Annotated in this window: 21 protein-coding genes; 6 read left to right on the top strand and 15 right to left on the bottom strand. The window is 33.4% G+C overall.

What is annotated here, in order from left to right; all coding sequences use genetic code 11:
* The 5 genes from ACMAYS_RS15240 to ACMAYS_RS15220 all read left to right on the top strand — a co-directional run bounded on the left by ACMAYS_RS15240 (position 1) and on the right by ACMAYS_RS15220 (position 4,670).
* Positions 1 to 519: a phosphatidylglycerophosphatase A gene (locus ACMAYS_RS15240; RefSeq protein ID WP_412463563.1), complete on the top strand. Its 519-nt coding sequence runs from the start codon at positions 1 to 3 to the stop codon at positions 517 to 519.
* Between the two features lie 172 nt (positions 520 to 691).
* Positions 692 to 1,804 carry a recombinase RecA gene (gene recA, locus ACMAYS_RS15235; protein ID WP_103218443.1) on the top strand — a complete coding sequence of 371 codons (1,113 nt, stop codon included), beginning with the start codon at positions 692 to 694 and terminating at the stop codon, positions 1,802 to 1,804.
* A gap of 69 nt (positions 1,805 to 1,873) precedes the next feature.
* Positions 1,874 to 2,431, top strand: a complete 558-nt coding sequence (locus ACMAYS_RS15230) for a regulatory protein RecX (protein ID WP_103218444.1) — start codon at positions 1,874 to 1,876, stop codon at positions 2,429 to 2,431.
* The gene (locus tag ACMAYS_RS15225; RefSeq protein ID WP_158246905.1) at positions 2,409 to 4,133 is read left to right on the top strand and encodes an ABC transporter substrate-binding protein; all 1,725 of its coding nucleotides are present in this window, start codon (positions 2,409 to 2,411) and stop codon (positions 4,131 to 4,133) included. Before ACMAYS_RS15230 ends, ACMAYS_RS15225 begins: the two co-directional genes overlap by 23 nt.
* 138 nt (positions 4,134 to 4,271) lie before the next feature.
* Entirely contained in the window at positions 4,272 to 4,670 is a 399-nt protein-coding gene (locus tag ACMAYS_RS15220; RefSeq protein WP_103218446.1) for a hypothetical protein, read from the top strand.
* Here ACMAYS_RS15220 and ACMAYS_RS15215 read toward each other — a convergent pair.
* Both ACMAYS_RS15215 and ACMAYS_RS15210 read right to left on the bottom strand, forming a co-directional pair.
* Positions 4,663 to 4,896, bottom strand: a complete 234-nt coding sequence (locus ACMAYS_RS15215; protein WP_392993760.1) for a hypothetical protein — start codon at positions 4,894 to 4,896, stop codon at positions 4,663 to 4,665. The genes ACMAYS_RS15220 and ACMAYS_RS15215 overlap by 8 nt on opposite strands.
* The gene (locus ACMAYS_RS15210; protein ID WP_103218448.1) at positions 4,896 to 5,135 is read right to left on the bottom strand and encodes a hypothetical protein; all 240 of its coding nucleotides are present in this window, start codon (positions 5,133 to 5,135) and stop codon (positions 4,896 to 4,898) included. The genes ACMAYS_RS15215 and ACMAYS_RS15210 overlap by 1 nt, the downstream gene beginning before the upstream one ends.
* A gap of 179 nt (positions 5,136 to 5,314) precedes the next feature.
* Here ACMAYS_RS15210 and rpoZ point away from each other — a divergent pair, with 179 nt between their 5' ends.
* Positions 5,315 to 5,527, top strand: coding sequence for a DNA-directed RNA polymerase subunit omega (gene rpoZ / locus ACMAYS_RS15205; protein ID WP_103218449.1), 213 nt, complete (start codon positions 5,315 to 5,317; stop codon positions 5,525 to 5,527).
* Positions 5,528 to 5,592: 65 nt separating this feature from the next.
* On the opposite strand, the gene lon is transcribed toward rpoZ, so the two are convergent.
* The 13 genes from lon to pilQ form a co-directional block, all read right to left on the bottom strand.
* Entirely contained in the window at positions 5,593 to 8,079 is a 2,487-nt protein-coding gene (gene lon / locus ACMAYS_RS15200) for an endopeptidase La (protein ID WP_412463562.1), read from the bottom strand.
* A gap of 12 nt (positions 8,080 to 8,091) precedes the next feature.
* Complete coding sequence (locus ACMAYS_RS15195; protein WP_103218451.1) at positions 8,092 to 8,574, bottom strand: hypothetical protein; 483 nt, start codon at positions 8,572 to 8,574, stop codon at positions 8,092 to 8,094.
* A 73-nt stretch (positions 8,575 to 8,647) separates the two neighbouring features.
* The gene (locus ACMAYS_RS15190) at positions 8,648 to 9,250 is read right to left on the bottom strand and encodes a hypothetical protein (protein WP_392993765.1); all 603 of its coding nucleotides are present in this window, start codon (positions 9,248 to 9,250) and stop codon (positions 8,648 to 8,650) included.
* A gap of 117 nt (positions 9,251 to 9,367) precedes the next feature.
* Positions 9,368 to 11,917 carry a hypothetical protein gene (locus tag ACMAYS_RS15185; RefSeq protein WP_103218453.1) on the bottom strand — a complete coding sequence of 850 codons (2,550 nt, stop codon included), beginning with the start codon at positions 11,915 to 11,917 and terminating at the stop codon, positions 9,368 to 9,370.
* Between the two features lie 102 nt (positions 11,918 to 12,019).
* Entirely contained in the window at positions 12,020 to 12,421 is a 402-nt protein-coding gene (gene rpsI, locus ACMAYS_RS15180) for a 30S ribosomal protein S9 (RefSeq protein ID WP_103218454.1), read from the bottom strand.
* A 15-nt stretch (positions 12,422 to 12,436) separates the two neighbouring features.
* On the bottom strand, positions 12,437 to 12,874 hold the full coding sequence (gene rplM / locus ACMAYS_RS15175) for a 50S ribosomal protein L13 (protein ID WP_103218455.1): 438 nt from the start codon (positions 12,872 to 12,874) through the stop codon (positions 12,437 to 12,439).
* Between the two features lie 236 nt (positions 12,875 to 13,110).
* A complete protein-coding gene (locus tag ACMAYS_RS15170) occupies positions 13,111 to 15,963 on the bottom strand; it encodes an outer membrane protein assembly factor (RefSeq protein WP_412463561.1) in 2,853 nt (950 codons plus the stop codon).
* Positions 15,951 to 19,895 carry a translocation/assembly module TamB domain-containing protein gene (locus ACMAYS_RS15165; RefSeq protein ID WP_412463560.1) on the bottom strand — a complete coding sequence of 1,315 codons (3,945 nt, stop codon included), beginning with the start codon at positions 19,893 to 19,895 and terminating at the stop codon, positions 15,951 to 15,953. The genes ACMAYS_RS15170 and ACMAYS_RS15165 overlap by 13 nt, the downstream gene beginning before the upstream one ends.
* Entirely contained in the window at positions 19,892 to 20,779 is an 888-nt protein-coding gene (locus ACMAYS_RS15160; RefSeq protein ID WP_412463559.1) for a hypothetical protein, read from the bottom strand. Before ACMAYS_RS15160 ends, ACMAYS_RS15165 begins: the two co-directional genes overlap by 4 nt.
* A 150-nt stretch (positions 20,780 to 20,929) precedes the next feature.
* Positions 20,930 to 21,502, bottom strand: coding sequence for an elongation factor P (efp, locus tag ACMAYS_RS15155; protein ID WP_103218459.1), 573 nt, complete (start codon positions 21,500 to 21,502; stop codon positions 20,930 to 20,932).
* 9 nt (positions 21,503 to 21,511) lie between these two features.
* Positions 21,512 to 21,946, bottom strand: coding sequence for a type II 3-dehydroquinate dehydratase (locus ACMAYS_RS15150; protein WP_103218460.1), 435 nt, complete (start codon positions 21,944 to 21,946; stop codon positions 21,512 to 21,514).
* The gene (locus tag ACMAYS_RS15145; RefSeq protein WP_412463558.1) at positions 21,939 to 22,799 is read right to left on the bottom strand and encodes a tetratricopeptide repeat protein; all 861 of its coding nucleotides are present in this window, start codon (positions 22,797 to 22,799) and stop codon (positions 21,939 to 21,941) included. The genes ACMAYS_RS15150 and ACMAYS_RS15145 overlap by 8 nt, the downstream gene beginning before the upstream one ends.
* Positions 22,800 to 24,596: a type IV pilus secretin PilQ gene (gene pilQ, locus ACMAYS_RS15140; RefSeq protein ID WP_412463557.1), complete on the bottom strand. Its 1,797-nt coding sequence runs from the start codon at positions 24,594 to 24,596 to the stop codon at positions 22,800 to 22,802.
* Positions 24,597 to 24,656: the final 60 nt, after the last annotated feature.

The following is a 24,656-nucleotide window of genomic DNA, read 5'->3' as shown; positions in this document are numbered from 1 at the left end:
ATGAAGACAGAAAATCAGCTAAAAAATACAAAAAAACTGACATTAAAGTCACTAACTGACTTAAGAATTCTATTTCTTACTTTTTTTGGAGCAGGACTAGCTCCTAAGGCCCCTGGAACTGTTGGAAGTTTAGTTACAATTATCCTTCTTTATTTTATCGGAAAACTTAATGCGCCATTCTTCTTCTTCATTCCATTTCTCTTAATACTTACAATAGGTGCAGTGTTTATCACTGGTGTTATTGAAAAAGAATATGATTGTGTCGATCCTTCTTGGATAGTAATTGATGAAGTAATCGGGATTTGGATTGCGTCATTTTTTTTACAAGATCAAAGTTACGTAAGTTACGTAGCTATTTTTGCCCTATTTAGATTTTTCGATATCTGGAAAATAGGACCAGTTAAATACTTCGACAATCGCAAAGACGCTCTAGGAACAACATTTGACGATATTGCAGCGGGTCTTATGGCCGGAATCAGCTACATCCTTACTTTTAAATTGTTAGAATTTATCTCTTGACTTACGCAAAACTTACGCTAAAAATATTAATAAGCGAAAAGTAAAAAACTGGAATTCAGTTTTGTTGTGTTCATTAAATCCCCGCACTTAAAGGGAAGTTAAAAATACCGCTTTTTGCATTAGCTGATAGAAGATAAATTTGATAGAACTTATAAAAAAACACGGAGAGCTTATGGCCACAACATCTAACGAGAACAAGCAAAAAGCATTAGACCTAGCACTTTCAACAATTGAAAAACAATTCGGAAAAGGTGCAATTATGAAACTGGATACTGAAAATGGTCCAGAAAGAATTCCAGCGATTCCAACAAGCTGTTTAGGACTAGATCTTGCACTTGGTGTAGGTGGTGTTCCAAAAGGTCGTATCATTGAAATCTACGGACCTGAATCATCAGGTAAAACAACACTAACTCTTCACATTGCAGCAGAAGCGCAAAAGCAAGGTGGTACTGTAGCATTTATTGATGCTGAGCACGCACTTGATACAGTTTATGCTCAAAAGCTAGGTGTTGATATTCCAAATACACTTATTTCACAACCAGATAGTGGTGAGCAGGCCCTTGAAATTACAGATATGCTTGTACGTTCAGGTGCTGTTGATCTTCTTATCGTTGACTCTGTTGCTGCACTTACTCCAAGAGCAGAACTTGAAGGAGACATGGGTGATTCACACATGGGTCTTCAAGCAAGACTAATGTCACAGGCACTAAGAAAACTTACTGGATCAATTAATCGTTCAAATTGTACAGTAATTTTCATTAACCAACTTCGTATGAAGATTGGTGTTATGTTCGGAAACCCAGAGACAACAACAGGTGGTAACGCACTTAAGTTCTATTCTTCAGTAAGACTTGATATCAGAAGAACTGGTGCAATTAAAAATGGTGACGAAGTAATCGGTAACAGAACTAAAGTTAAAGTTGTTAAGAACAAAGTAGCTCCTCCATTTAAAGTTGTAGAATTTGATATTATGTACGGACAAGGTATTTCACAAACAGGTGACCTACTAGATCTTGCTGTTGCAAATAATATCGTTGGGAAAGCTGGTGCATGGTTCTCATATAATGATGCAAAAATTGGTCAAGGGCGTGAGAACTCAAAACAATACTTAGCTGATAATCCAGAGATTGCATTAGAAATCAAAAATAAGATTCTAGCTCTTCACGGACTAATCGAAGGTAACACTGTAGTTGATCAAACAACTGGTGAAATTATCGAAGATGAGCCAGTAATTGAAGAAAAGAAGACGAAGGCAAAATCTAAGTCTAAAAAAGTAGTACAATAAACAAATATAGCCCCTTAAGTTTCTATCCTATCGAATGATAGATATTAATATTAAGGGGCGCCCTTTCTAATGACTCTCAAAGAAACCATTGAAAAACTACCTCTAGACGACTCAGAAACGAAGTCTGAAGACATTCGCTCGTTTAAAAGAGCTTATCAATACTGCATCTGGCTTCTATCAAAGAGAGACTACTCAAGATATAAATTATCTCAAAAATTATACGAGAAAAAATACACTCCTTTCATAGATCAGCTACTAGATTTTCTAGAAGAATCTAAATATCTTCAAGAAGAACAATACATTCGTACACGTATTAAAACATTTATGTATAAAGGCTTAAGTAAGAGAAATATTCTCAATAAATTAAGGGCCGAACGAGTCGAACCTAGTACAGAGCTGATCGATGAATTATACGAAGAGTATCGATATACTGAAGATGGTCAACTAAGAGAGCTAATTAATAAGAAATTGCGTTCTAAAGGCGTTTCGGCCCTCGAAGATTTTAATTTTAAGCAAAAGTTGATACGCTTTCTTTTGTCAAAAGGACATTCATACGACAAAATTAATACTGAACTTAAAAATGTCCAAAATGATGAGGAAAGTAATGAGCAAAACTCCCCTTTTTAATTTTATTCTGATTATTCTGTTACTGCCTCTAGTATCTTGTAGAGTTGATAAAGATGATAAGAATACACTTCGATTTCCACTAACAGAATCGATCTCAACAATTGACCCCGTAAATGGCTATGACTCTGTTTCTATGTCAGTTATTTATCAAGGTTATGAACAATTATTCGAATATCACTATTTAAGAAAACCATTAAAGCTTGTGCCTCTTCTTGCTGAAGAAATGCCACAAGTTTCAGATGATGGACTTACATATACTATTAAAATCAAAGAAGGTGTGCAGTATCATGACCATCCTGCTTTCAATGGTCAGCCACGTTTTGTTGAAGCTCAAGACTTTATCAACCAAATTAAACGCCTCGCCTTTACTCCATATAGAAGTAATGGTTGGTGGCTCTTCGACGGTAGAGTTGTCGGACTTAATAAGTTTAGAAAAGAAGTTGGAAGTGATTTTGATAAGCTTCTATCTACTGATGTCGACGGACTTAAAGCAATTGATAAAAGAACATTACAAATCAAATTAATTGCACCATATCCACAAATGTTAAACGCTCTGGCAATGAGTTTTACTTCACCTATGCCGGCAGAAGTTATTAAGAAAGAAACATTTCTTGATGAGCTCATTGGTACAGGCCCATATAAACTAGATAAGTGGTTTCGCGGTTCAAAACTCTTTATGAGCCGTTTTGATAAGTATCATAAATCATTCTATCCAGGAAAAGGTGACCGCTTCGCTCATAGTAAGAACTTACTTACTGATGCAGGTAAGAGAATTCCATTCATTGATAAAATTGAATTCCATATCATTAAAGAAGCCCAAACAAGATGGCTACAATTTATGTCTGGGAAATTAGATTTCCTAAGAGTTCCAAAAGACAATTATCACTCACTTGTATCCCCTAGCGGTGAACTTACAGAAGACTTTCGTGATAAGAATATCACTCTTGATATTTTTTCAAGTTTCACATACTGGTGGTTCTCATTCAATATGAAGGATCCAATCGTTGGAACAAATAAGAATCTAAGGCTTGCTATTGCACATGCTGTAAATGTTGAGAAGTATATTAAAACTTTTACAAATAATATTGGATTAAAGGCTAACTCAATTTATCCTCCAGGAATTCCTGGATATGATCCATCAAGAAAACTTCCATATTCTTATAACGTAGAGAAGGCCAAGGAATATCTAAGGAAGGCCGGATATCCAGATGGAAAAGGACTTCCAACTCTTGTTTACGATACGAGAGCATCTTCTACAACTCAAAGACAACGAGCAGAGCTTCTTAAACAAGATCTTGAGAAAATTGGGATTAAAATGAAAATCCAATTGAATACTTTTCCTGCGTTCTTGAAGAAATCAAAAGAAGGTAAATTACAAATATGGCTAGATGGTTGGACTCTTGATTATCCAGATAGCGAAAATGTTCTACAACTTTTAACAACGAAGAACCAAGCACCTGGACCAAACGTATCAAATTACTCTAATTCAGATTTTGATAAAAAATTTGAAAGTATTAAAGTAATGAACGATAGCGATGAGAAATATCTACTTATGTCACAGGTAGAGGATATTGTTCTAGAGGACCTTCCTTGGGTACTTCTGTACTACTCTCGTGATTATATTGTTTACCATAACCGACTAAAAAACTTCAGATATAACGACCTAGTTGTTAATAAAGTTAAATACTTAAGACTAAAGTAGTTAATAAGCTAATTATTTTGGGGGAATATATTTCCCCCAATTTCCGTTAAAAACGCCCCTATCATTTTTTACCTCATTTTTCCGAATAGTAGATCAGTATGCTTGCAAAGTGTACTACTGCAACAAAGGAAGTAATGAATGAAAACTCTTGCACATTTCATACTCGTCATCATCGGAATCCTATTTCAAACGCAAGTTATCGCGAATGGCTACATGATCTATTCTGTGGAACATGAATTACCTATGACCAATGACGTACAAGAAATTCAAAAGAACTACTATGTGAACCTTGGAGAAAAACAAGGTATAAAAAATGGAACGTTACTCGATGTATACCGAGTCGTTATTTTAAATGATCCATATGACCGAGAGAAGCGCTACCGTCATAAAATGAAGGTTGGCCAGCTCGAAGTAATTCATCACGACTCAGATACTTCTATTGCGATTACTAAGAACTTTAATGACAAAGATAGACAGCCAATTCTAGATATTCCTGCCTTTATGGTTGGTGACCAGGTTAATGTAAACCTTAATTAGAACGCTCATGGAGCAGAAATCTTCTTTCTTTTAGAAGCTCTATCTGCTCTTTAATCGCCTTTGTCGCCTTCTTCTGTCTTCTTATTATATCTTCATCTCCACCTTGCTCTTCTAATAGCTTTAAAACTTTAGCGGCCATTCCATCCGCGATTGCAAGCTTATTAGACATTTCGTGTAGAAACTTCCTTTCTTCTAAGGCCAGTTCGACTATTGTAGAATTATCCATTATTCACCAAAATATTTATAACTTAACACTTCACCAAAAAGTGTCTTTGATTCAATTTTTATAATATCAATCTTAAAAATATAGTAACCAATTGCCAAATCACATGGACCATTTTTAAAAATTAAATCAATTTTTCTTAATATATTACCTGCACAGACGCCACTGAACTTTCTTTGATAATGTTTAACAGATTTTGAGACGGCCTGTTGTTCAATAAATATAAATAATTGCTTCTTCATATAGAATGTAATTTGCAAGTAAAATGCTCAACAATTGCTACCTAAGTTACTTAAATCACGTGAGACATATTCCTGTATTTCTAAATATTTTAAATATTTAGGCCCAATCTCTAGACAAAAACAGCGCTTTGTCCTATAAAAATAACTTAAGTCACATTTAATTTTTCGGAGTGCACAAAATGGCAAGAATTACGATTGAAGACTGTTTAGAAAAAGTTGAAAACCGTTATGAGTTAGTACACCTAACAGCTAAGCGAGTTAAGCAACTAAGAGATGGTGCAGACCAACTTGTTAAAAGTAAAAATAAAGATGTTGTTACAGCACTTAGAGAAATTGCAGCTGGTAAAGTTAAGCATGCTCCAGTAAGTGAGTACGACTCAGACGAATTCTAAGTCGAATTCTAATTTGAATTTAAATTTTTTCATATAAGAAAGGCCCTCCATGAGGGCCTTTTTTATTACTTAAACTTTGGTTTAAATTTTGGAATCGCAATTTTTAGAACTTCATCAAAATGCGCAACCGGATAAAACTTCATTCCCTTTCTATGTCTTTCAGGAACTTCTTTTAAATCCTTCTCATTATCTATTGGTAGAATAATATTTGTAATACCAGCTCTCTTAGCTGCTAATACTTTTTCTTTAATACCACCAACTGGAAGTACCTTACCTGTAAGTGACAACTCACCAGTCATTGCAAGATTACTCTTAATTGTCACATTATGTGCAAGAGAATAAAGGGCCAATGCCATTGTAATACCTGCTGAAGGACCATCTTTAGGAGTTGCACCTGCTGGAAGGTGAAGGTGAACTTCTCTTTCAGAAAGGAAGTCTTCCATCTCATCTTCTTCATTTTCATCAGAAACCTTTCTCTTTGGTTTCATCTTGAAATACTCATCCATTTCATTTTGAAGAAGTTGTTTTACATAACTATAAGCAAGGTTAGCTGACTCGTTCATTACATCACCAAGCTGACCAGTTAACTTAAACCCTTTACCATTCAATGAAAGAGTTTCGATATAAAGAATATCTCCACCATAACCAGTCCAAGCTAAACCAGTAGTCATACCAGGACAAAGCTTCTTAAGGGCCTTTTCACTTTGGTAGCGAGCAGTTCCTAGAATATCTTCTAGCTCCGTAGGTTTAGGATTGAATACCTTATGTCTCTTTGCCTTAACTTTTTCAAGTGCAGCACGACGACACATTTTAGCAATCATTTGCTCCATAACACGAACACCAGGCTCACGAGCGTAGTCTTCAATAAGCTTCTTAAGAGTAGCTTTTGATAGACTTATGTCTTTCTTTTCTAAACCATGCTTTTTAATTTGCTTTGGAATTACCCATTTAGTGGCAATTGAAAGCTTCTCTTCCATCGTATAACCACTAAGTTCAATGATTTCCATACGATCTAATAATGGTTCTGGAATATCACCAATGTAGTTTGCTGTAGATATAAAAAGTACTTTTGATAAATCAAAAGGAACATCTAGATAATGATCGATGAATGTATGATTTTGTTCTGGATCTAAAACTTCTAATAATGCTGAAGCTGGATCACCCTGAAAAGATTGTCCAAGTTTATCAATCTCATCAAGCATGATTACTGGGTTATTAACCTCAACACGTTTCATTGCTTGAATTAAACGACCTGGCATCGCTCCAACATAAGTTCTTCTATGTCCTTTAATCTCTGCTTCATCTCTCATACCACCAAGAGAGAAACGATAGAACTTACGTCCTAGAGATTCAGCAATAGATTTCCCCATAGATGTCTTACCAACACCTGGAGGACCTGCAAGACATAGAATTGTTCCATCAAATTGTGGCTTAAGCTTACGAACAGCTAAGAACTCCATGATTCTTTCTTTTGCTTTTTCAAGGCCATAGTGTTCTTTTTCAAGAATCTTTTGCGCCTTATCCATATCTACATAATCATCAGTAGACTTAGACCAAGGAAGGTCTACAATCCAATTTAGGTATGTACGTGTTACGTTATACTCAGGAGAAGAGTCTGGAATTACTTCTAATCTCTCTAACTCTTCATTTACAGACTGAAGAACTTCTTCAGGAAGCTTTGCTTCAAGAACTCTCTCTTTAAGCTTGCTAATATCACGAGCCTTATCATCTTCTTCAAGCCCAAGCTCAGATTTAATTACTTTAAGCTGTTCACGTAAGAAGTATTCTCTCTGATACTTATTTACTTTATCGTTAACTTCGTCTGAGATTTTCTTTTGAATATCTGCAACATCTTTTTCACGCTTTAGATAAACAAGTAGTTTTCCAAAACGCTTTTTAACAACAAGAGTTTCTAAAAAGTCTTGAGCTTCTGGAATATCAAGTGATAATGCAAAGGCAACTAAGTCAGCAAGTGCACCAGGAGAAGAAGAGTTAATCATTGCAAGCTTCATCTCTTCGTTGAAGTATGCGTTTACTTCACTAAGCTTTTTAACCTGATTAATGATAGAACGAGTGTATGCATCTAGTTCTTCATCTTCCTCTAAAATATCATCAAATACTTCATACTTTGCACGTAGTAATGGTGATTGTTCATAGATATTAGATGCACGATATCTCTTAATACCGTGAACTAAAACGTTAACTGACCCATCTGGCAGCTTTAGTCTTTTTACAACTTTACAAAGAACACCTACTTTATAGATATCTTTTGAAGTTATTTCTCTTGAATCAAGATCTTCTTGAATCGTAGGATCAATCTCTCCTTCTTCATTCTTAAGATCATTTTTAACCAAGTTAAGTGCAAGGTAACCACTCTTGATTAGATACTCATCTAATTCAGCAGTAAACTTGTCTTCAGTTAAAATAATTGGTGCAATCATTCCCGGAAAAATCGGGCTATTCATAATAGGTATGATTACAACATCTTCAGGAAATTTTTCATCCCCTGCTGAGTCTTTAATTTGCACGTTGTACTCTTCGTATTCATTCATAATAAATCACACCTACTTTTTAATATCGATTACTAATCGACCTGGATTTTTTAATGTAAAAACATCAATTGAATGTTTTCCATCGATAACAAGTTCTGCAGAGAGTGTATCGTCTCCTACAGGATAAAAATCAACTTTCTTCACAAGTTTAGAAGTTCCAAATGAACCAACTTTCTTATTAAGTTTTGTTTTAAAAAAATCTACATAGATCTTATTCTCTTTTTCTGACTTATATCCATAAACTCTTGGAGCTTCATTTGTTTCAAAGTCGAATACCAATCTTTCAAATCCTCTTGAGCTACCATTTCCATGACGAATTGATTTCAAGACAGAATTGGTATTACTATTTGTCGAATGAAAGATTCCTTTGTTAAAAAAGATTGATCTCTTCTTATCCGGAATTTTGCGAATTCTTTCGTTTAATAAATCTTGTGAATAGGCCTTGTGACCCAGTGAAAAAACTGTGATTAACAAAAGTACTTTTAATAGATTCATATTTACCTTCCATGGGATAATTAGTTAAATTTTACTAAATTGCGCGTCAAAAATGAATAGTAAATTTAGATAATTAGACTTTTGATTTTCTTAACTGTGCCGCACCAAGTAATCCAAAAAGAAGTGCTAACCAATAGATGTGAATTTTATATTCGTTTGATTCTGAAGAGTCGTTGAGTGAAGCTATTTTTCTTCCACCCTTTTTCTTATGAAAAATATCCTTATCAGTTCCAATCCCTTTTAATCCTTCGCCATAAATACTGCTGATCCACAGATTAAATGTACTGAATGAATTTGAACCAAACTTTGGGTTATCAGGAAATGCTTGAGAGATGACTGCTTCTTCACCACTTCGTCCAATTACATTATAGACACCAAGTCTTTCATTTAGAGGATAAAAGTCATATTCGCCTTTTCTCAAGAGTACGATATAACGGCGACCTTCAACGAAACGAGGTCGTAATTTATTAGGATACTCAATCCCCTGCCAAGTCCCACCATCGTAGACAAAGCTGAAGGAATTCTTATTCATCAATTGTCGACTTCCTAAACCTACAGATTTTTCTAATTTAAACGAGACATTCGTAACAACGGAGCCGTTGCTTAACTTTTTAGGGAAACTTCCCTGATAAATTCCCATAATAATCGCATTTGATTCTGAGAGTTGCTTACTCAACGGAATTTGGAATAACTCTTGTGCCGAAACATTCACAGAAAAAAGAAAAGAAATAGTGCACAACAAGAACTTTAACATACTGTTCTTATCGGATAATACTCTTAATACTTTAGCATTTTAATCAAGCTCTATCGTATTGAAATTACTAAAAATTTCATGGTTATCGAGTAAAATTAGCGTATTCCCCTGTCTTGTTAACCCCTCAAGTAATTCACAGATTGAATTCAGTTCATTAATTGATAATCCATAAGAGATATTCGTTAGAACAATAACAGAATTCTTTACCTTCTTATCAATGGCCTTAAGAAGTTTTACACGCAAGCGCTCTCCACCAGATAGCGACGGAATGATACGATCAAGAGTTAGGTAATCGAGATTTAATAACTTTAAATATTCAATTGTTCTCTTAATTTTCGGCGTCGTTGGAATTGACTCAAACAAAGTTGATATAGGAGTTTTACATGCATCAATAATTGTATATTTTCCATCAGTGATAGTTGCGTAGAATTTTTTTAAACCAGTTCCACCACACTCATCACAATCGAATGTTACATCTTCAAGAAATTGCATATCTATTTCTTGAATACCCTTTCCTTCACAAACAGCACATTGTCCTAATTTACTATTTTTAGAAAAGTGACCTTTTTCTAGTCCAAGTGATTTAGAGACAGGTAGCTTTGAAAAATAGTTTCTGACATGACCACTTAAATCGAGAGCCGTTCCAACAGTAGAGCGACTTGTTGATTTTTCAATCCTTGTTTCATAAATAAAGATATTTTCAATCCCCTCAGGATAACTTAAACCATCTATTTCATAAGAAGTTTCAAAGTCATATTTTTCATTAAAGATATCTTCATTTAACTCATTAAAGAGTGCATTAATAACAAGTCTCTTATCAAATGAATCCATCTGAGTTTTCACTTGATTAATTGTACCGACTTGAAATTTGATCTCATTATATCTAAAGCCTTCAAACTCAATATTTTTAAAGATAATCTCCTCATCAGATAGAGATTTTTTAGAAACTTTCTTTTTAACTGTTTCTAGTTTCGGAAGTTTATGAGCAACAACTTCACCACCTAAATGGCCTGCTCCAGGTCCAATAACAATATTATGGTCACTTCCTTGTTGTAAGACTCTACTATGTTCAACCATTACTACAGTATTATTTGAAGATAGTTTTTTTAGAAACTTCAGTAAAACTTTCTGCTCTTCAGAATTCATTCCAAGACTAGGCTCATCAAGTACAAACAATGAACCACTACCTTGAAAACTTAAATAGCGTACTAGAAGTGATTTTTGATATTCACTAGTTTCTAGTGATTTAAGTTTTGTCATCAAAGGGAATTGCCCTAGACCTAATTCTATTGCAATTTCTAACTTGGCCAATATTTTTTTTACGATCGTCTCATTCTTATCCACGAATATATTTTCATATAGCTCTTCAATAGTGAGAGATAAACATTCTCCATATGAATTTATATTCTGTAAATTTCCACGGTGATGAAGTGCACTTGGGGAAACCCTTCTACCTTCACATAAGTGACAACACTTTTCACTCTGAAGTGATCTCAAAAAGATTCTAGCAGAACGCTTGTATCTTTTTTCTTCAAGGCCATAAAGAAAGTTTAAAACACCATAAAAGCGTCCACTTCCTTTCATTAAAATATCTTCGATCTCCTCTTTAACATCGCAAAAACGACTGTCAGGAGAGATGCCTACTTTTTTAATTTCTGCTACAAAATATTTATAATGATCATTATATTTTGAGTATTCTAAGAAAGTTATTGCACCATCTGATATTTTTTTCTTTGGATATTTAACAATTTTATTAATGTCATAACTTAGTGTCGATCCATAACCCTTACACTCAGAGCAAGCACCAACACCATTGTAAGGAAGCAAGTCACTAATCTGACGTGCACTTCTCAATTCTTCTTGCGAACATTTAGGGCAATAAGCGCTAGTGTTTAAATTGAAGTGTTTTAACAAATCTTGACCTGCAAGAAAAACACTTAACTGAGATACAGCATTATTTTTTATAAGCTCAGTCCACTTTTTACGAAATTGATTCATACTCTTCGGTTTAATTCTAAAAATTTCCCATTGAGAGTCTTCTTTATCAAATTCTCGAATAGTTGAAGTTTTAGAATCAAAACTTCTAGCAGGCATACCATTAATATTCTCAAGATAATGGTCTTTACCAATAAGAACATGAATGACTTTACAGTCATCACTCACGGATTCATTAATTTCAGTCTCAACTTGTGAAAGACCATCAACAAACTCATCACCATGAATCAAGCATTTTGTGGAAAAAGGCTCAAAATATAATTGGGCCAATTCATAACTAATCTCTAACTGGTCGGCCATATTTAATCGCGAACCAACTATTGGATTATTTTGTGCCAAACTCCAAACAGGAAGAACTGGTGAAATACTATCGACTTCTGCACTTGTTGGAACTCTTTCAAAAAAATTCATTGAAGAAGGAAGTGAATTTAAAAATCTTCTCTTAGACTCATTTGCTAATGTATTAAAAACTAAAGATGACTTTCCTGAACCGGATACACCTGAAACACAAGTGATCTTATTAATTGGAAATTCAACATCAATATTTTTTAAATTATTAGTTCTTACGCCTTTAAGCTGAATGGATTTTGCCATAAGGATTTATAGCATAGAAGAAAAGTTTTTGGTAGGCCCATGAATAAACAAGGCCCACAAAAGTGGGCCCCGCATATATTCGAAAATATTGTAAGATAAATCTTAACGCTTCGAGAATTGGTACTTTGCTCTTGCACCTTTCTGACCAGCTTTTTGTCTTTCAACTTTTCTTGGATCTCTTGTAAGGAATCCAGCTGATTTAAGCTCGCCTCTAAGTGCAGCATCAATCTTAAGAATTGCTCTTGCAACACCAAGACGAACAGCACCCGCTTGACCAGTAGTTCCACCACCAGTTACGTTGATTTTTAGATCATATTTGTCTGCAAGCTTAAGTAGGTTTAGAGGTTGGTTAACAACGTATCTATCTGTACCTTTTGTGAAGTACTCTTTGATATCTCTATTATTAACAACAACTTTACCAGTCCCTGCAGCCATGTAAACTCTAGCAACTGAAGATTTTCTTCTACCAACTGCCTGTGAATCCCAAGTTTTTCCTTTAGCCATAATAATAACCTCTTACTAGAATTTGTATTCTACTGGTTTTTGAGCTTCATGTGCATGCTCAGATCCAGCAAAAACCTTAAGTTTTGTTAATTGTTTTCTACCTAGAGAATTCTTAGGAAGCATACCTTTAACAGCGCTCATAAGAATCGCTTCTGGCTTTCTTTCTAATTGTTCTTTAGCAGTTCTTTCTTTAAGTCCACCAGCATACCCTGTGTGTCTGTAGTAAACTTTATCGTTCCACTTATTCCCAGTAAATCTAACTTTTTCTGCGTTAATAACAACAACAAAATCACCAGAATCTGTATGAGGAGTGTACTTTGGTGAGTTCTTCCCTCTTAATACATTAGCGATTTCAGTTGCTAAACGTCCAACTACCATATCAGTAGCATCAATTAAGTGCCATTTTTTGTCAGCGTCTGCTGGCTTCAACACAAATGATTTCTCAGTGTACATAGTAACCTTCCACTTTAATAATGTTAAAAATCAATAAAACGTAAACGCATCATCAGAATAAAATGATTTGTTTACAACACTTAAGGACCTAAAGGCCCATAATTCCGTTGTTTGTGGGGTAACGGGTTTCGGCAGATATTAAACAATTTGTCCCAATAAAACAATGGGAAATTGTTATTTTTTTGGCCATGCGTAATATTTTCTTCGGCCATAAGGCACTGAAAATACGTTTTTTATTAGAATTGGCCAATTGTGATGTGAAAACGGCCAAAAGAGTCGCCCCCGATGCGATCTAATTTCACTCCGTAGTCAAAATCTAGAGAGCCAATTGGTGTAAAAAACTTGAAGCTCATACCAACAGATTTCAGTAAGTCAAAATTATCAATTTTATCAACAAATACTCGCCCTGCATCAAAAAATACAGCAATAGCAGAATAGTCACCAATATAATATCTTGGCTCCAGTCTGAAGTTTACAAAATATGCCTCACCTCTAACTGTTGTGTCATTAATATAACTACCGTCATTAAGTCTTCCACTCTCTAGATCGCTATACCCACGCAAATAATCACGTCCAATTAAACGAAATACCTTTAATGGAGGGATGTAGCCTGTAGTCATTGGTTTTCCATCTGAATCAATAATTACATTACCGCTACTATCTTTAACGATGTCACTAGAAAAGTTATGTTCATATCCAAGTGCTATTGAAGTCGCTAAAGTAATATCACCCATAGGTATATAGTTAAAATTTCTAACAACTGCCTTATGGTAATCAATCGTTAAATCTTCACTTTCTTGAGAACCTAAATAAGGATTAGCAAATTCCCAAGAAAAGTTAAACCATGAGCCCTTCTTTGGAAGTGTTTTATTGTCTCTAAAATCTAAAGTCAGCTCAGGTCTAATTGCACCAATAATATACTTATCTTCATCAATAGCATCCGTTGCATCAAATTGCCTGATATTATCAAATTCATATGTAAGACTCATCGATAAGACATCAGAGAATGTCTTTATAAGTTGAGGTGAAAAACTAATAATATCAGCGTCAAAGTCAGAATATCTTTTCCTTTCATATCGTGCAGTGGCCTTAAAAGTTACCTTCGAATTAAATAGATCGTAAAATAAATAAGGCTCTACATATTGAAACTGTACTAGCCCTTCTAAAAGCTTTCTAGAATCCTGTTTTCTACGGTCATCAAGATATGAAAAGTCAGTTCTCCAGTTAGTCTGCGCCTTGAAGATAAAAGAACGGTTCATTCCATTAAAGTTGTTATACGAAATAGTTGAAGAAAACTTTAGACCAAGATCAGTACGAAAACCTGGGGCAATTTCAGCAAGCCCAAAATCCTTTTCAGTAACTTTGATAACAAAGTTCAAATACTTTTCAGTAGGAGAAATTTCCTCTCCAACAAATGAAGAGATATTTACGTTCGAAAATAAGCCTAACTCTCTTAATCGTGCAATAAAATCATTCATCGCCTTTGGTGTAACGAGATCACCACGAACAAGAGGAAGCTCTCTTCTAATTACGACGTCCTTAGTTGCTGAATTACCTGTTACAATGACATTCCCTAAGTAAGTTTTTACACCTAGGCCAAACTTGAGATTAAGTTCAATTTCATTAGTTGCTGAGTTAACATTTACAATTTTCTTAGGTCGCTTTTCACTATAAGAACTAAAATAATAACCTCTTGTCTTTAGAGAGATTAGCGCATTTTTCAAATCTTCATCTATATGTACAACGTTGAATGGCTTACCTATTTTATTTTTTAAAACATCTTCTATAAAATATTTAGCCTCTTCATCCTCAATGCCCTCGATATTTATCTTACTTAAAATATACTGTGCACCTTCCGAGATTGAAAAAGATACTACTGCAGCATCGCCACCATCTATAAAGTCAACTTTAGGTTTTTCTATATTTACAAAAATATATCCATCTTTAACGTATAACTCTTTTATTTTTTCAGAAGCATTTTCTAGTCCTCTTTCATGAAGATAGTCTGCTTTGAGTAAGTCAGAGTCTGTTTTATAATAAATATTTCTTAGTCGTTTATTGTCTTTATAGTGATTTCCGTTAAAGTTTACTTGTGAAACTGTAACCTTTCGACCTTCATTAATCGTGAAGTATAGATTTAAAATATTATTTCCATTTAAATCAAATCCCTTCGCTTCCGTAAGTTTAGACTTTGCATAATAGTAACCATTTTCACGATAGAAATTTACAATATGTCGATTGAGAGAAATATCATCAAATCTTCCCTTATTGTTTTGTATATACTTCTTAACATGAGAAAGTAGATCATTATGATTGAGTCGGTAATTATTATGAAAATTAACACCAAATCTAGAACCAAGTTCGATATTAAAAATTAACTCATAATTCCCATTGTTCAAAACTTTAAGTTCTTCTTTTACACGCGATAACCAAAAGCCATCCCTAATAAGCAGGGTACGATACTCCTGCAGCATTTTTTTATAATTAGTAAAATCTAGAGAAGTACCTCTTATACGATGCCAGAACTTTTCTGACTCTTTAAGCTTCACGCCAAATAAACCATTAAGCCTAATTTCTTCTAATCTTCTAATTTCATTCTTCAAAAGATTTAAAGTAAGCTTCACCCCTTCTTGATTTAACTCTTTAGTAATGGTGCCTACTTTAGAACCTTTTTTAAAGTATTCCTTACCGATTGCCTTAAGTCCCTCTTGTGCAGTTGTCTCATCATAATAGTCACCCTCTTTCAAATTAAAATCATTTTTTATACGACGATTAAGAACAGAGTCTGTTCCCTTAACATATACTGATAAAATTCGAGGCTTAGTCTCTACAACAATATTAAGTCGCCCTTTTTTAACTTCATAAAAGAATGTTTTATAGTATGGCTTTGCTAGTTCAAATTGAATCACTCTATTTAACTCCTCACGAGTTAAATCTTTGCCTTCATACTTTTTGAAGCTTTCGATAATATATAAACACTCCTCACGTCCAGTACAATCAATATCAACATTTTTGATATTAATTGATTCGGCTCCAAAAACTGGAGTGATTAGAAGAAAGAATGTGGCTATCAATCTTAGAATGACCATTTGTATTTTATATCGGCTCCTACAGAGCCATCTGTCCCTTCTTTATTGTTTGTATCATCTTCACTTTCAAAAATTCCTTCAATCGAAAGTTTGTCACTTATGCTGTAATCAACATTAATTGATTGCTTATTACTTTCACTATCAAAAGTATTGGAAAACTTTAAATTAATATTGTCATTCACTTTTTTCGTTATCTGTAGTTTAGTAGCAGTTTTAACTGATTGCTCAGATTTTGTAGCTTCTTCAATAGGACTATCCGAACTTTCAGTAAATTCAGGTAATACACTCAATTTCAACCCGAGTGCAGCATCTAAACCTTCGTTGATATTAAGTTGATCAACTAAAAAGGTTCCAATCCCAATTGTTGTTAAGTTTGTTCTTTGACTATCTTCTAAGTTCTGTGAGAAGTCTGAAGTTACACCTAAAGTTAATAATGAGAAGATATTATCTCTTGAAAGAGAAGGGGTTGATTCTAGATTAATAGAGATATCATCTACTGAACCAGTTATTCCCATTTCAATGTCATACTGACCAATTGTTGAATTCGCTAAAAGGTTTAATGTAATTGGATCCATATTCTCTTCTTTAGTAAAGTACACAACTCCTTCAGAAAGAATAAAATCATTTCCTCTAAATTTAAACTTACTAAGACCTGGAACAATGATAAGTTGACCTTGCATAGCCGGGTTTGTGAACTGGCCATCAATATGTAAGTCTCCCGCAATTAGTAAATCAGCTAAGCGGTTTCTTAAACGGACAGTTTCCTTTACACTTAAATCAATATCGAGATTAATAAGATCTGGAATTCCTCTTTGATTTTGAGTGATATACTTACTTAAACTTTTATTGAATTCAGAGGAAGATTTAAAATCATTAAATTCGTTTTCAATAAGTCCACCATTAACAAATACACTTCCTTTAATTAAATAAGGAAAACCTCTTCCACTCAGAGTTAAGTTTCCATCTGTATTAACGATAGATCGAGATTCAACTTGATAACCTACATTTGTATAATTTGAAGTTATATATACTTCAGGAAACGGAAAATTAGCCTTAATGTAACCAGAAAGATTAAAATCTCCTGAACCAATTTCGCCACTTAAATTATTTATTAGGATTTTTTGATCACGGTATGCACCAACTCCATTAGCATTTGATATTTCTAACGGAACACTTTTAAGCTTTAATCCAAAATTAGAAGTGCTAAGAGAATGTGATAGGTCATATTTTTTTCGATTACCAACAATAATCCCCTTTCCTTTGATTGATCCTAATATCCTTTCAATCTCACTAGTAAGTAATGTTAGATAACTTAGATTAATATCTAACTCTTGAACTAATTGAAAGTTAGTATCGACATTACCACTTCCTGACAATTGATAGTATCCTCCGGATCCACTGAGAGAGAGACCTAATTGTTTAATTTCAGATTGTTCTATCTCTATTGAAGTTGGCCTTCTTAAAGTTAAGGATCTTCCATAATTACTTATATGAAACTGAGTTAAATTCATGATAGAGCTGACGGGTTTATCAGGATTGAAGTCATAAGACAGTTGACCGCTCATTTGTACAAAACCATTAAGCTCGTTGTTAAAAGAATTGTGCTCAGAAATAAATGCAAGAGATGGTTTAATATCAGGCATATCAACTGCATAATTCAAAATAACTTTAGGTTGTGATTTACTAAAATCTAGCTCACCATCAATATGTATTCCTTGATTAAGAATATTAGTATTAAAATTAATGATCTTATCAATGAATTCAAATTCTAACTCAGAAGCTCCAACTTCTTGGTTTCCGATCTTAGTTTCCGTTAAATATGCGTTACCTTTTCCTTTTAAAACACCATTTCTTTTTGCATCAATACTTGCAGAGAAATAACCATTATACCCAAGGCCAAGATCACGATATCGATATAAATCACCTAATTTAATTGGAGTCGTGATAAATGAAATTTTTTCGAATCCATTTTTGAAATTGTAAACAAAGTCAGCGGATGCACTTGAACGATTCTTCTTTATTATTGCATCTTTTACTTCGACTTCCCTATTCGAGACAATTAGTTCTAAAGATATATTATCAATAGGCTCTTTATAGGCACTTACTTTATCTGAATCTATTTTCAACTTAGTTACTAAATCTGAAAAATTTCCAGATAGATTTACATCAGCATTAAAAACACCTTCAAGTGGTGTGGTATATACCTTAACATCTTCCCATATAGGTTTAATATTTCTATGTAGAAGACTTAGGTCAACACTCTTCATTTTAATATTTAAATCGACATTTTCTTTTTCTAAATTTACAACACCATAAATATTAGACTGTCCATTTGTTGTATTATTTAAACTATCAACATAAATGATATTTTCGTTAATTGAATACTTAAGATTTGCTTTGGATTTCTTCTCAAGCAAGAAACCAAAAACATCAACATACTCAACATCTGATGAGTTCACATCAATTACAACATTATCAGTTCCCTTTATTGTAATATCAAAGTCGCCATGTCCTTTTGCAACCCCAGCAATTTCACCACCAAGATCTGATATCGAGAAGTTCTTTGCTTTAATATCAAAGTCAACAAGATTACCTATTACTGAACCTTTCCCCATTAACAATGAATTATTAGTTTTAGCATTAACACTTATATTAAAATCACTTCCTGCTACTATATTTAAGTTCTCTAGGCTAATGTTAGAAAAATTTATAATGTTATCAGTACTTGGTCTTAAAGCTAAGTTAGTGATTGAGATAGGGCTATTCTTAAAGGTATCGACTAAGACTTCACCAGAATTATTCATTCTCAATAAAACCTTTCCATTAGCTCGGCCCTTTAAAAGAACAAAATCCTCGCCTAGAAAATATAAAATATCATTGAGATGAAGATTAGTTGTTTCAACAACGACATCATTATCTATAACTTTATCAGAATTAAAATTTAACACTAATTCATCAGCTACTTTAACTTTTCCACTATTCACTTCACCAGTGAAATTTCTAATCGTTAACTTGTTATTATGAAAAGAGTGTTTCGTTTTAAAAGAGTCAAGATTTACATAATCAGAATGTATATTACTACCATTAGTAAAACCACTAACGTATATATCCTTCTTATCAACAGCACCTGTGATAGTCGATTTCCCTTCTATTACGCCATCAATATTTATATTGTATTTTCTTTTTATGTCCTCAAAACTATCAAAGTTTATTTTGTAATCGATATCGGAATGAACTTTCTTACTGCTAAATTCATATTTTCCTGATCCGCTAATTTTAGAATCTTTAATGAATATATATCCATTTCTGACACGAATATTGTTTTCAACAATTTCAGCGTCAAGATAAAGATTATCGACTACAGCACCTTCCCACTTAACATTTTCAATATCAAGAAGGATGTCATAGCTATACTCAAATGGACTAAGTGCTAGGTACTTGATCGGTATATTTAATTTATTTTCAGCAATATAAAAATCAGAGTTTTTAATTTCAATCTTGTTAATTTTAAAAGGTAATTGGTTAGTAATATTGGAAAGAGTATTAAAAATACTTACTTGAGAATTATCATCTTCACTCTTTTCTAATTTCTCTAGAACAACATAACCATCACTAAATTCAACAGAGTTAAATCTTATATTTGATGAGAAAAGACTTAAAAGAGAAAATGCTGCTGAAACATCCTTTACCTGTACTTCAAGTTCATCTCTTACTTTGAAATTAACATCCTCTAAAATAGTTCGAGGAGGGAAAAATCCACCCGAAACTCTAGTGAAAGAAAGAGACATATTTGAATCAATGATTACATTTTTATTAATATACTCTGTTAGTAATGTTGATACATATTTTGACTGTATAAAACGCCAGGCTCCTACCGTGAGAAGTCCAAAGACAAGAGTAAATATAATCAGAAATTTATTTACAAATCTCATCTCTTTAACATTACCTCAACATTCCTATAGCCTGGACTTAAACGATTAACAATAACTGCCATAAAGAAAGCTCGTTCATCATTTCCAAGTCGCTTATAAGCTGCAGCCATTTCAAATAGAGTATTTACATATTCAGTTTTAGACTCACAGCCATCAATTAGTTTTTCTCTTAATTCTACTAACGATAGCAACTCATCTTTCCTATTTGGAGGTAGATACAACGCCTCAACATAATCCCTGTTAAATACGTGCTCTTTCGTATTCTTAGTATATTCTTCTATACCTGTATAATCTTTCAAATAATGATTAATCGCTCTAATCAAATCATTATCGTCTGAACGTTTAACATAGTTGTATAAAACATCTTGAAATTCTTCAGACTCAAAAAATAGAGGAATGATCTTGAATAGGGATTCAATAAACATCAAAGGATCTATTAAGTTAATATCATTCACTAACCTTTTTCTAATGGCCGATATTTGAAAATATATTTCAGGGTTTTTAACAGCAGTAATTGTTGTGATGATATTAGAGATATCTTCCTTTAACTCTTGGCCACTTATTAATTTAATGTACGATAATAAATCATTTGAATATGTAATATCAAAGTGTGTGAATATTTTTGTTAATTCATTTAAGCGATTAATTTTTTTTCTTTTTATCAAGTAAGTAGTGAGGCTACTAATTTCTAAAAATAATTTTTGAACTTTTCCAGTGGAGTGAAAAAATAAAATTTTTGTGAGTGAGTCTAGATAAAAAACATCAATTGAAGATTGCTCTTCATTATCAATACGATTTGATTCTAAAAAAATAATAAGCTCTTGAGTGTTACTCATTACTTTTTCAAATTCATATTTTGTCATTTCGGTTGTGTTATTTGACACATTTCCTCTGGTATATAAATACAACTAACTATCTAAAATTATTATATCAAATAATTATTTTAATTAATGTTAAGCGTACTTTTTACCACAGAAAGACATGGATTAGAGATAAGAAAAAGGCCCTTTAAAAGGGCCTTTATATTTAAGAAATTATTTGTTTACACGCTCGACGTAATCACCAGTTCTTGTATCAATTTTTAGGATTTCCCCTTCTTTGATAAATAGTGGAACGTTTACTTGAAGACCTGTTTCCATAATTGCCTTCTTTAATCCACCTTGAGCTGTATCACCCTTAAGACCTGGGTCTGTTTCAGTTACTGATAACTCAACAAAGTTAGGAAGTTCAATCGAAATTGGTTTACCTTTATAATATAATAGTCCTACTTTAATACCTTCTTGTAGGTAGTTAGCAGCATCATCAATGTATTCAGTTGCAACGTGAATTGTTTCAAAAGACGATTGGTCCATGAAGTTAAATCCATCAGGATCATTGTATAAATACTCTACTTCTTTTTCTTCTAGATCTGGCTTAAGAGCACCAGTTGCTACACCAGACTTGAAAGTTCTTTCAATAACTGCACCTGTTTCTAGGTTTTTGATTCTTAACTTATAAAAAGCTGAACCTTTACCTGGGTTAGTGAAGTCACATTTAATACAAACATATGGTTTGCCATCGATTTCTAGTTTTAAACCTTTCCTAAAGTCGTTTGTCGATATTTCCATAAAAACCCTTTAAATTAATTGCGATAATATTGCTAGGAAGTAACCTTTTTCTTTTAAACCTTCTATCACAGCTGTTGAAGATTTTGCAGTAATTTTATTCTTTCTAAACTCCTCTCTTAGGTTTGTGTTTGAAAGATGTACTTCAATTACTGGGCATTTCATCACGCGCAAGGCGTCTAAAATAGCAATACTAGTATGAGAGAAAGCTGCTGGGTTGATAATCAGCGCTTTAATATCACTTTCTGACGCAGCATGTATTTTTTCAATGATCTCTTGCTCACCATTAGATTGGAACCATTCAACATCAACTTTATGCCCGAACTGCCCGAGTTTTTCATTGGTGTACTTTTCAATGGCATCAAGATCAAGTGTGCCATAGATAGATGGTTCTCTTTTTCCTAATAAATTTAAATTAGGACCATTAATGACTAAGAATTTATCCATTTAAAACTTCGCTGCTTCTTTTCTTTAAGTATGATTCGAATAGCTCAAAGGCCATTGTCAGTTTTTCCAGTTCTACTTTTGGTTTTTGCTCTAATTTCTTAGCTGTCGATTCAAAAGCGGCCATTAAGTCTTCACGGCCCTTACTCTCACTGATCTCATCTTGTCCCTCAAGCTCAAGTAGTCTATCTTGGATACGTTGATCTTCAGGATTTTCAGCTAGCGCACTGTTAAGAACTTCTATCGCCTTTTGTTTTGCGCCTTGTTTTAGATAAAGGTCAACTAGAGTATGGCTAAAGATTTGTCCTGGTTCACTCTTAGGTTTATCTTCAACGACTGGCTCTTCTTTAACTTGTGGAACTAAACTTAAGGTACTCCAACTTTCTATTTCATCATCTAAATTCGATATATCAAAAGTTTTTTGAGTTAGATCTTCATTTTCAATACTGTCAAAATTATCATATTTTACAATAAACTCAGTTGCTTCAGTATCCTTAGGTGAAATAAAAAGAACTCTTTTATATGTATTTAGGGCCTCAAGGATCAAATTCTGTTTAAAACAAGAATGAGCAAAAAGTTTAAGAAACTTAATATTATCGCCATTAATAGAAAGTTGTGGCTTTAATACAGTGTAAGCTTCTTCAATCTCTTCCCTCTCTAATAATAGCTGGCCATAAACAATAATAGCAGCAGAGAAGTTAGGATGATGAATTAGTCCTCTTTTAAGTAAAGCTAATGCTTCATCATTCATTCCAACTTTTCTGTATATTTCGGCCAAAGGAGCAAAGACCTTCGATCGAGGGTCTTTCTCCAATTGACTTTTATATTTTGTGATTAGATTATTGTAATTTTTCATCTACAAGCTACTTGTTAAACCTGCACGTTCTTGATTAATAACTCTCGGTGTAATGAAAATAACAAGTTCTGTTTTACTTACCTGTGGATTATACGGAGTTCTAAATAGCCAACCGACAATAGGTACATCCTTTAAATAAGGAACACCAGAATGTGATTCAATTTTAGCATAACTATAAAGTCCACCTAGAACAATTGTTGATCCATTTTCAACAAGTACATTTGTCTTTACCTGTCTTTTAGTTTTATCAGGTGGTGCTCCCGCTGCTGGAGCAGTACCAAATTGCTCTTTAGATAGTTCGACAATTAAATCAATTGCCCCATCATTAGCAACCTGAGGAGTAACGGCCAAACTTAGCTCGGCAGTTGTCTCTTTGAATGTAATTGTAATATCTTCACCAGTCCCTTCTCTTTCTTCAAAAGAAGTTGTGTCTGTCGAAATAATTTCTGCTTTTACGTTATGTTTAGTTACAACTCGAGGAGAAGCAATGATCTTACCTTTTGATTCACTTTCTAAAAGTTGTAACTGAAAATTTAAATCAAATAAGCGTCCAAATCTTGAGATTGTAACACCAAGTAAGTTCCTTGTGTTCTCACCAGTTGTTGGAGCACTTGAAAAGCTTAGCCCTGGACCAGAAATACTAGTCGAACTGGCCGAACCTGTTAAATCTGTAGAAGTTGGTATTTGTCCAATTGGGTCATATCCAAAATTGAGTCCATTCTGCAGACCAATTTGTTTTTGATAACCTTCGTTAACTTCAACAATTTTTGATTCAATAAGAACCTGTGGAGTTTGACGATCTAGAATATCAACGATCTTTGCAATTTTTTCTGTCGTCTCAAGAGTATCATTAATGATTAAATTATTAGTTCTTTCATCAGCAATTAAAGAACCTCTTGCAGGAGTAACATAGTCCTTTAAAAGAGTCGTTAAGTCTTTAGCTTTAGAATAAGAGATAGGAAGAACTTTAGTTACGAGAGGTTCTGCTACTTCTTTGATTTGCGTAGCTTCTCTTTCTTTTCTTTTCTCTTCTGTTGCTTGAGCAAGCGTCTTAATCGTTAGAATTGCACCATTTTTTTCTGCTACTAACTTATTAATAGATAAAACTGTATCGAGTGCCTGATCCCATGGAACATTTACTAAGTTAAGTGATAATGGTTTTAACTCAGCAACATCATTTGTCATAATAACGTTGAAACCTGAGGCATCCGCAATAAGATCAAGAATGTCATTGATCTTCATATCCTTAACATTCAAGGAAATCTTATTACCAACATACTTTTTTTGCCCTGAAAGAGTTAAGTTTTCTAAGATATCTTCCATGCTTTTAGATTTTGGCTTTAGAAGTCTTTGACTCTTCTTTTCTTCAGCTGTTGTTAAAGCACCTTCTTCCTCTTTAGAACTAGCAAATGCTCCGTAACGATTTTCAAATATGATACTTGCAAGGTTTCCTGAAGTTTGAAGTTTAGAGCGAACATTATCTCTTAATTGTACGACGACTCTAATATCTTGAGACTTCCCTGGAGCCTTAAAAGCAGAAACAAATACTACCGAACCTGAAAATTCAGAAGTATCAAAAGCTCTAAGAACTCTTTGAGTGGATACTGTATTTTCAATATCAATAATGACTTGTTTGTCTTTAACGACTTGGAACTTTTTAATTTTGAAATCGTTCTTATCAAAATTGAAATTCAAATAACTTAAATCGTCTTTCTGTTGAAAATCAATTTTTGTTAAATTTGCTGATAGTGCAAGAAATGAGTATAGAATTGATACTGCAATAACTATTTTTTTCATTTTTACTCTTCCTAAGTAAAATTATTATATTTTTATGATATCACAAATTGAATTTTATAA

This window comes from Halobacteriovorax sp. RT-2-6, from assembly GCF_047085025.1.
GTDB lineage: Bacteria > Bdellovibrionota > Bacteriovoracia > Bacteriovoracales > Bacteriovoracaceae > Halobacteriovorax_A.
This window is presented reverse-complemented; position numbering and strand designations above follow the sequence as displayed.

Bases quoted from the DNA above. Each gene is read 5' to 3' on its own strand.
- ACMAYS_RS15145 (WP_412463558.1), bottom strand. From the start codon at position 22,799: ATGAAAAATTACAATAATCTAATCACAAAATATAAAAGTCAATTGGAG.
- rplM (WP_103218455.1), bottom strand. From the start codon at position 12,874: ATGTACACTGAGAAATCATTTGTGTTGAAGCCAGCAGACGCTGACAAA.
- rpsI (WP_103218454.1), bottom strand. From the start codon at position 12,421: ATGGCTAAAGGAAAAACTTGGGATTCACAGGCAGTTGGTAGAAGAAAA.
- ACMAYS_RS15230 (WP_103218444.1), top strand. From the start codon at position 1,874: ATGACTCTCAAAGAAACCATTGAAAAACTACCTCTAGACGACTCAGAA.
- rpoZ (WP_103218449.1), top strand. From the start codon at position 5,315: ATGGCAAGAATTACGATTGAAGACTGTTTAGAAAAAGTTGAAAACCGT.
- ACMAYS_RS15210 (WP_103218448.1), bottom strand. From the start codon at position 5,135: ATGAAGAAGCAATTATTTATATTTATTGAACAACAGGCCGTCTCAAAA.
- pilQ (WP_412463557.1), bottom strand. From the start codon at position 24,596: ATGAAAAAAATAGTTATTGCAGTATCAATTCTATACTCATTTCTTGCA.
- ACMAYS_RS15165 (WP_412463560.1), bottom strand. From the start codon at position 19,895: ATGAGATTTGTAAATAAATTTCTGATTATATTTACTCTTGTCTTTGGA.
- efp (WP_103218459.1), bottom strand. From the start codon at position 21,502: ATGGAAATATCGACAAACGACTTTAGGAAAGGTTTAAAACTAGAAATC.
- ACMAYS_RS15220 (WP_103218446.1), top strand. From the start codon at position 4,272: ATGAAAACTCTTGCACATTTCATACTCGTCATCATCGGAATCCTATTT.
- ACMAYS_RS15170 (WP_412463561.1), bottom strand. From the start codon at position 15,963: ATGGTCATTCTAAGATTGATAGCCACATTCTTTCTTCTAATCACTCCA.
- lon (WP_412463562.1), bottom strand. From the start codon at position 8,079: ATGAATGAATACGAAGAGTACAACGTGCAAATTAAAGACTCAGCAGGG.
- ACMAYS_RS15215 (WP_392993760.1), bottom strand. From the start codon at position 4,896: ATGGATAATTCTACAATAGTCGAACTGGCCTTAGAAGAAAGGAAGTTT.
- ACMAYS_RS15150 (WP_103218460.1), bottom strand. From the start codon at position 21,946: ATGGATAAATTCTTAGTCATTAATGGTCCTAATTTAAATTTATTAGGA.
- ACMAYS_RS15225 (WP_158246905.1), top strand. From the start codon at position 2,409: ATGAGCAAAACTCCCCTTTTTAATTTTATTCTGATTATTCTGTTACTG.
- recA (WP_103218443.1), top strand. From the start codon at position 692: ATGGCCACAACATCTAACGAGAACAAGCAAAAAGCATTAGACCTAGCA.
- ACMAYS_RS15195 (WP_103218451.1), bottom strand. From the start codon at position 8,574: ATGAATCTATTAAAAGTACTTTTGTTAATCACAGTTTTTTCACTGGGT.
- ACMAYS_RS15240 (WP_412463563.1), top strand. From the start codon at position 1: ATGAAGACAGAAAATCAGCTAAAAAATACAAAAAAACTGACATTAAAG.
- ACMAYS_RS15185 (WP_103218453.1), bottom strand. From the start codon at position 11,917: ATGGCAAAATCCATTCAGCTTAAAGGCGTAAGAACTAATAATTTAAAA.